General features: G+C 43.1%; 5 protein-coding genes and 1 pseudogene. 4 read left to right on the top strand and 2 right to left on the bottom strand.

What is annotated here, in order from left to right:
* Positions 1 to 48: 48 nt before the first annotated feature.
* Both ACFE90_RS35190 and ACFE90_RS35195 read left to right on the top strand, forming a co-directional pair.
* Positions 49 to 642, top strand: a pseudogene (locus ACFE90_RS35190) (AraC family transcriptional regulator N-terminal domain-containing protein); the annotation flags it as partial.
* Positions 643 to 916: 274 nt separating this feature from the next.
* The gene (locus ACFE90_RS35195) at positions 917 to 1,543 is read left to right on the top strand and encodes a PadR family transcriptional regulator (protein WP_375506903.1); all 627 of its coding nucleotides are present in this window, start codon (positions 917 to 919) and stop codon (positions 1,541 to 1,543) included.
* Between the two features lie 56 nt (positions 1,544 to 1,599).
* On the opposite strand, the gene ACFE90_RS35200 is transcribed toward ACFE90_RS35195, so the two are convergent.
* Positions 1,600 to 2,286: an HAD family hydrolase gene (locus tag ACFE90_RS35200; RefSeq protein ID WP_375506904.1), complete on the bottom strand. Its 687-nt coding sequence runs from the start codon at positions 2,284 to 2,286 to the stop codon at positions 1,600 to 1,602.
* Between the two features lie 196 nt (positions 2,287 to 2,482).
* Between ACFE90_RS35200 and ACFE90_RS35205 the strand changes: the two genes are divergently transcribed.
* Positions 2,483 to 3,256 (top strand): glucosamine-6-phosphate deaminase, encoded by a 774-nt coding sequence (locus ACFE90_RS35205; RefSeq protein ID WP_375506905.1) that lies wholly within the window; start codon positions 2,483 to 2,485, stop codon positions 3,254 to 3,256.
* 224 nt (positions 3,257 to 3,480) lie between these two features.
* Positions 3,481 to 5,544, top strand: a complete 2,064-nt coding sequence (locus ACFE90_RS35210; protein WP_375506906.1) for a potassium channel family protein — start codon at positions 3,481 to 3,483, stop codon at positions 5,542 to 5,544.
* 134 nt (positions 5,545 to 5,678) lie between these two features.
* Here ACFE90_RS35210 and ACFE90_RS35215 read toward each other — a convergent pair.
* Positions 5,679 to 6,090 (bottom strand): WGxxGxxG family protein (locus tag ACFE90_RS35215; protein ID WP_375506907.1); only part of this gene is annotated, 412 nt, incomplete at its 5' end.

Consider the following 6,090-nt stretch of genomic DNA (forward strand, 5'->3'; position numbering starts at 1 on the left):
TCGCTACTATCCACATCTGGATTCACAAAATATTATTAGTGGGATAGGTTCAAGTTAAATCTAGATCCACGTCAACTCTGCGATATTATTACTGCTCAAACCAGTGTGATTGAGGGTAAGAAGAACTCTGTCAGAGGCTTATTTGTCAGCACCGTCGATGCACCGTTGCTCGATTGCGCTATGAGATTGACACGACTTTTGGATACGCCGCAGGATATCCCGATCCTTGCGCCGATGATTATCCGCGAAATCTATTATCGCCTTTTAATGGGTGAACAGGGTGAAGCTGTCCGCCAGATTGCGACATCTGGCAGCAACATGCAGCGCATCGCAGAGGTGATAAAACTCATCAAGGCTAATTTTACAAAGCCGATGCGGGTTGAGGAGCTAGCTGGGCAGGCAAGTATGTCTCCTTCATCTTTCCATCACCATTTTAAGGAAGTGACATCAATGAGTCCGCTTCAATATCAAAAGCAATTAAGACTATTAGAAGCACGTCGCCTGATGCTTGCCGAAAACTCCGATGCGGCTAATGCTGCCTATCAGGTGGGTTATGAGAGCCAATCACAATTCAGCCGCGAATATTCCCGCATGTTCGGTGCGCCGCCGATCAGGGATATTGAACGTTTACGCACAGCTTAAGGGACTTCCAACTAAAAAAATATCCTATCGCGATGTAGGCAGGGGGGCAGGGAACAGGAGGCAGGGGGAGAAAGAAAAATATTATCTGAGTAAATTGGATAATTTATTTTCTGGAAGTCCTTGATCGTTTGCGTTGCCGCAGCTCGCCACAGGCATCGCTTGTAATGTTGGCAAAATTGCTTACTTCAAAAATCTTCATCAAAATTCTATCCCGATATATCGCGATATATTCCGATATATCGTATAGTAGAGAAAGTTGATTTGAGATTCATTTATGTTTAGACACTTTCGGTCACGTTTTGGCGCACCTGCATGGGCAGGAGTTAACGAAGACGATTTATTGCTTGTCAGGTCATGGTTTGGGCATGGCAAGCATCATGGTAGAGATCATGACAAGCACTTTGGCAATGAAATGTTTGGTCGTGGTTGGGGAGATGAATATCGGACTCGTAGAGGTGATATCAAGTTCATCCTGCTGGAATTATTATCCGAGCATCCTAGTCATGGTTACGATCTGATTAAAGATGCGGAAACTCGCTATGGTGGTTTCCGTCGCCTCAGTCCTGGCTCAGTATATCCAACACTCCAATTGCTGGAGGAAGGTGGTTATCTCAAGAGCGCCCAAGAAGGTGGCAAGCGGATTTACACGATCACCGATGAAGGTAGACAATTATTGGCAGAACGCGCTCAACAAGAAACTTTAGACTCTCCTTGGGATACCTTCAAAAGTTTCGTCAAAGGTAAGCCCCAAGAGTTTATTGAGTTGCGGAATGCTGCAACAGAATTAGCTGCTGTTGTGGTGCAGGTTGCTCGTAGTGGCAATATGGAGCGGATAAATCGGGTGCGTGAGCTTTTAGAACAAGTTAAACGGGAAATTTACGCGATTCTTGCAGAAAAATAAGTAGAGACGGGTTAGCAAATTCGCGTCTCTACTCTTGATGTTCTAAGATTTTGCGCTTATAAGTTAGAAGCGATCGCACTCAAATCTGGTTCAATGAGTGAGTTCAGGAATGTCCACAAGTGCAAATCAGTAAAATCTGGAATTGCCATAAATGCGCCGATTTCCTGCAAAAGTTGGGGATTGTGGGTAGAGGCAATGCCAATAGTGCGGATACCTGCGCTCACCGCCGCCCAAATACCAGAGGGAGAGTCTTCTAAGGCGATCGCTTCCTCTGCTGTAATCCCCAACTTATTCAGGGCCACTTGGTAGGGTGCAGGATCAGGTTTACCTGCAATACAATCATCTGCTAAAACAACTATATGGAAAGCTTCTTTTATTCCCAAAACCTCTAGCATAAATTCTGCATTTAATCTAGGGGCATTAGTTACTAATGCCCGCTTTAACTGATGTGTCTCTGTCCATGCTAGTAGCTCAGAAAATCCACTCAACGGTTTTAGATGCGGGGCGAGTTTGCGGAAAAGCGCCTCTTTTTCATCTGCAAATTTTTGCCCTTCTGCTATTGATAATTGTGGCAGAATATCCTTAACAATTTCTGGATTTAACCGCCCACTAATTCTGGATTTATAAAATGTTTCGTCAATTTCTATACTGTAATTTAACAGCATTTCCCCCCAAGCTTGGTAGTGTATAGGGTCAGTGTTGACAATAGTGCCGTCTAGGTCAAAGAGAATTGCAGCCAGCATGATTTTTGGATAAAATGTAAATAATTGTTAACTTAATTTAAATAGTTTACATTGTTTTTTTGCCTTTATACAGCGCAAAAAGCTATAAATTAATCTGCTAAATCCTAAAATCTATATTGGATAAGCGATGTCAAGGCAGACAGATAGAGCTTCTTAAGAAACTACCGTATAATTGATAACCTTCTGTGTAAGCAAAATGCTAGCCGCTACAAACTTTTTTCGTGTTGATGATTTACTAGTGCAGATTTACAACTCTGAAGTCGAAATGGCCCAAGATGTTGCCAAAATCGCGCAAAAGCATTTACAGCAAGTTCTCAAGCAACAGGAGACAGCTGCTGTATTGTTAGCAACAGGTAACTCCCAACTCAAATTTCTTGATGCTTTGATTGTATTGGGTGGTGTAGATTGGTCAAGAATTATTCTGTTCCATCTAGATGAATATTTGGGAGTTACTGCTGACCATTCTGCGAGTTTCCGGCGCTATATGCGAGAACGTGTAGAGAAGCGGGTTGTTCCTAAAGAATTTCATTATATAGAAGGTGATACATTGCAACCAGTGGCAGAGTGCGATCGCTATACTAAACTACTCCTTGCACAACCAATTGACTTATGCTGTCTTGGTGTTGGCGAAAATGGACATTTGGCTTTTAACGATCCAGCAGTAGCAAATTTCCAAGATCCTTACAGCGTGAAACTAGTGAAACTGGATACAGTGAACCGTCAGCAACAAGTAAGCACAGGCCACTTTCCGAATCTAGAAACTGTCCCGCAATATGCTTTTACTATCACCATCCCAACGATTTGTTCAGCTAAAAAAATTATCTGTCTGGCTACAGAAACACGTAAAGCGAATGTGGTAAAAGAGATGTTGCAAGGAGCTATAAGTACAGACTGTCCTGCTTCTATTCTCCGTCAACAATCCCAAGCGGCATTATTTTTAGACGTAAATTCTGCTAGTTTACTGTCGTAAAGAAGGACTGGGGATTGGGGACTCTAAACTCTAATTCAAGGAATTACGCAAATGATGAGTTACAGCAGTTTGTAAATAAATGAGGCAAAAAACCAATAACTTAAAACAGAAGTTATCCTTTTACCTTAAAACCTGTGATTTTGTACTTCATGCAAACGAAAACTGCTGTATAATTCTAGCAAACACATACTGTTAGCAGTATCCAATACTGCCATCAACAGAAAGTGCATTCCCCTCCTAGTACCAATTCCAAAAAACTCCAAAACCTTTTCTTAGTATGCGGACTCCAAAGTTTAGGACAACATTGTGTTGCAGTCCTAAAGGAGTACGATGTTAAAGTCAATGCCATTGATGATGTGCAGCCTGAACACTGGGAAGTCCCAGAAGTACCCAGCTTACTAGAAAAGTTAATTATAGGAGACTGCCGCCAGCCAAGTGTTTTAGAGCAGGCAGGTATAAGCCATTGTCGTTCAATAGTTTTAGTAACCAGAAATGAGCGGATAAATATAGAAGCTGCCTTTGCAGCACGGCGACTTAATCCGCACGTTCGCCTGATAGTTCGTTCTGACAAACAAAATTTTAACAAACTCTTGTGGGAAAATCTCGGCAATTTTGTTGCCTTTGAGCCTACCCATCTCTCAGCTTATGCTTTCGCTCTGACAGCCCTCGGCTCTGAGGCCATTGGATATTTTACCTTAGAAGGGCAACTATTGCAAGTGATAAAACACCAGGTACAAGCAAGGGATAGCTGGTGTAATGGCAAGCCAGTACATAGACTTAATCTCACAACTCGCCGCATTTTGAGTCACATACCTGCTTCATCTAATCCACTCAAAGAATTGTTTGGCTGGAACCCAGAAGCAGAAGTACAGGTAGGAGACACGCTAGTTTACATTGATGTTGCATACGATTTGGCTTTATCTGAGCAACACCGGAAATCTCATAACCAAAGGTGGCAGTGGCAACAGTTTGTCCAAGGCCTCACAGCGAAGAATTACAAGGATAAAATAGCACAATTTTGGCAATCTTACTACCAAAGCCAAAATCAAATCCGGCGAATTGCGACAATCTATGCGATTACTGTACTCATCCTGTGGTTTGCTGGAATAGTTCTTTACCGCTTGTATTACCCTCACATCACTGTGCAAGAAGCTTTTTATGCGACAGCAGTCTTGCTTTTAGGAGGATACGGAGATTTATTTGGCGGTGTTGAGTTTTCATCGTCGCAACTAGAACCTTCAGACCATATCCCTTGGTGGTTGCGGTTGTTTAGTTTGGGACTCACGTTGACAGGTCAAGCTTTCGTGGGAGTATTATACGCACTGCTGATTGATGCTCTTGTCACTTCAAGATTCCATTTTTTCAATTCTTGTCCTCCAATACCACAACGTAACCATGTGGTGATTATTGGCTTAAATCGCTTGGGACAAAGAGTGGCTGCTCTTTTGCAAGAACTCAACCAGCCCTTAGTAGGAATTCATAGCACCACTCTCGACCAAAACACTTTACCAGATATGCCCCTTATTGTTGGCAATGCTACCGAAGCACTAACTAAGGTGAATCTCTCCCGTGCTAAAAGCATCGTTTTAGTTGGGGACGATAATATGGAAAATCTGGAAATTGGTTTGATGGTTCATGCAATAAACCCAGCCACTAGCTTGATTATCCGCTCTCAAGATCGCCATTTTAGTGATAATATAGCGCCTCTGTTTCCCTATGCCCAAGTTTTGTGTGGCGCGGCTTTATCGGCAGAAGTCTTTGCTTGTGCTGCCTTTGGAGAAAATGTTCTGAGCTTGTTTCACTTGAGCGAACAAATAGTCATGGTGACGGAATACAAAATTGAAGATGGCGATACCCTCAATGGGTTGCTTTTATCTGAAATAGCATACGGGTACAATGTTGTGCCGATTCTCTACCAAAAATATCAGCGAGACAATTACTCTTTGATGCCCTGGTATGATGTTAAGCTTTATGCTGGCGATCGCTTGATTGTTTTAGCCACAAGCAGTAGTTTGCAGCGAATTGAATGGGGTGAAATGCTGCCTCGCCTTTGGCAGGTGCGGATTGAAAAAGCTCTGACTACAAATGCTATTATGTATGGCGCCCAAGAAATAGTCTTGATTACGGGATGTAGTTCGGCTACTGCTAGGCAATGGATGAATAATTTGCCTGGAGTGTTGCCAATACCACTTTATAAACATCAAGCTCAACGCCTTGTGCGTGAGTTAACAAAAATACAAGTTTTAGCAAATGTAACGTTCATTGGGCCAGGCAGTAGCTCAACTTGAGCAAACTGGCGTGTCATTGTTAGGGCACAGTATATTGATATTGCGCCCCTACACATACATCTGGTTTAACCACTCACTGTAATCTGAAGTTGAAACAAACGACAGTTGTATGGCTCCTAAAGTGTTGGTGAATACTATTTAGAACGAGTACCTGTTACTTCATTAGGATCGTTATAAGCCCGCACTTTTTCGCGATTACGAGCCAGACCTGCTAAACCTGCTAGACCAAGTAAACCTAGCCAACCCCAATCGAAACCGCGATCATTAGTTCTTTCGGAAGCTGCGACGCCTGCATTTCTATTAGTACCTGTAGTATCACTACCTGTAGTGCCAGTGCCGGTAGCATCACTGCCTGTTGTACCACTACCTGTTGCGCCAGTGCCAGTAGCATCACTGCCTGTTGTACCACTACCTGTTGCGCCAGTGCCGGTAGCATCACTACCTGTAGTGCCACCTATACCACTACTACCTGTACCACTACCTGTACCGCCACCTGTAGTGCCACCTATACCACTACTACCTGTACCACTACCTGTACCGCCACCT

Source organism: uncultured Nostoc sp. (genome assembly GCF_964245445.1).
Taxonomy (GTDB): Bacteria; Cyanobacteriota; Cyanobacteriia; order Cyanobacteriales; family Nostocaceae; genus Nostoc.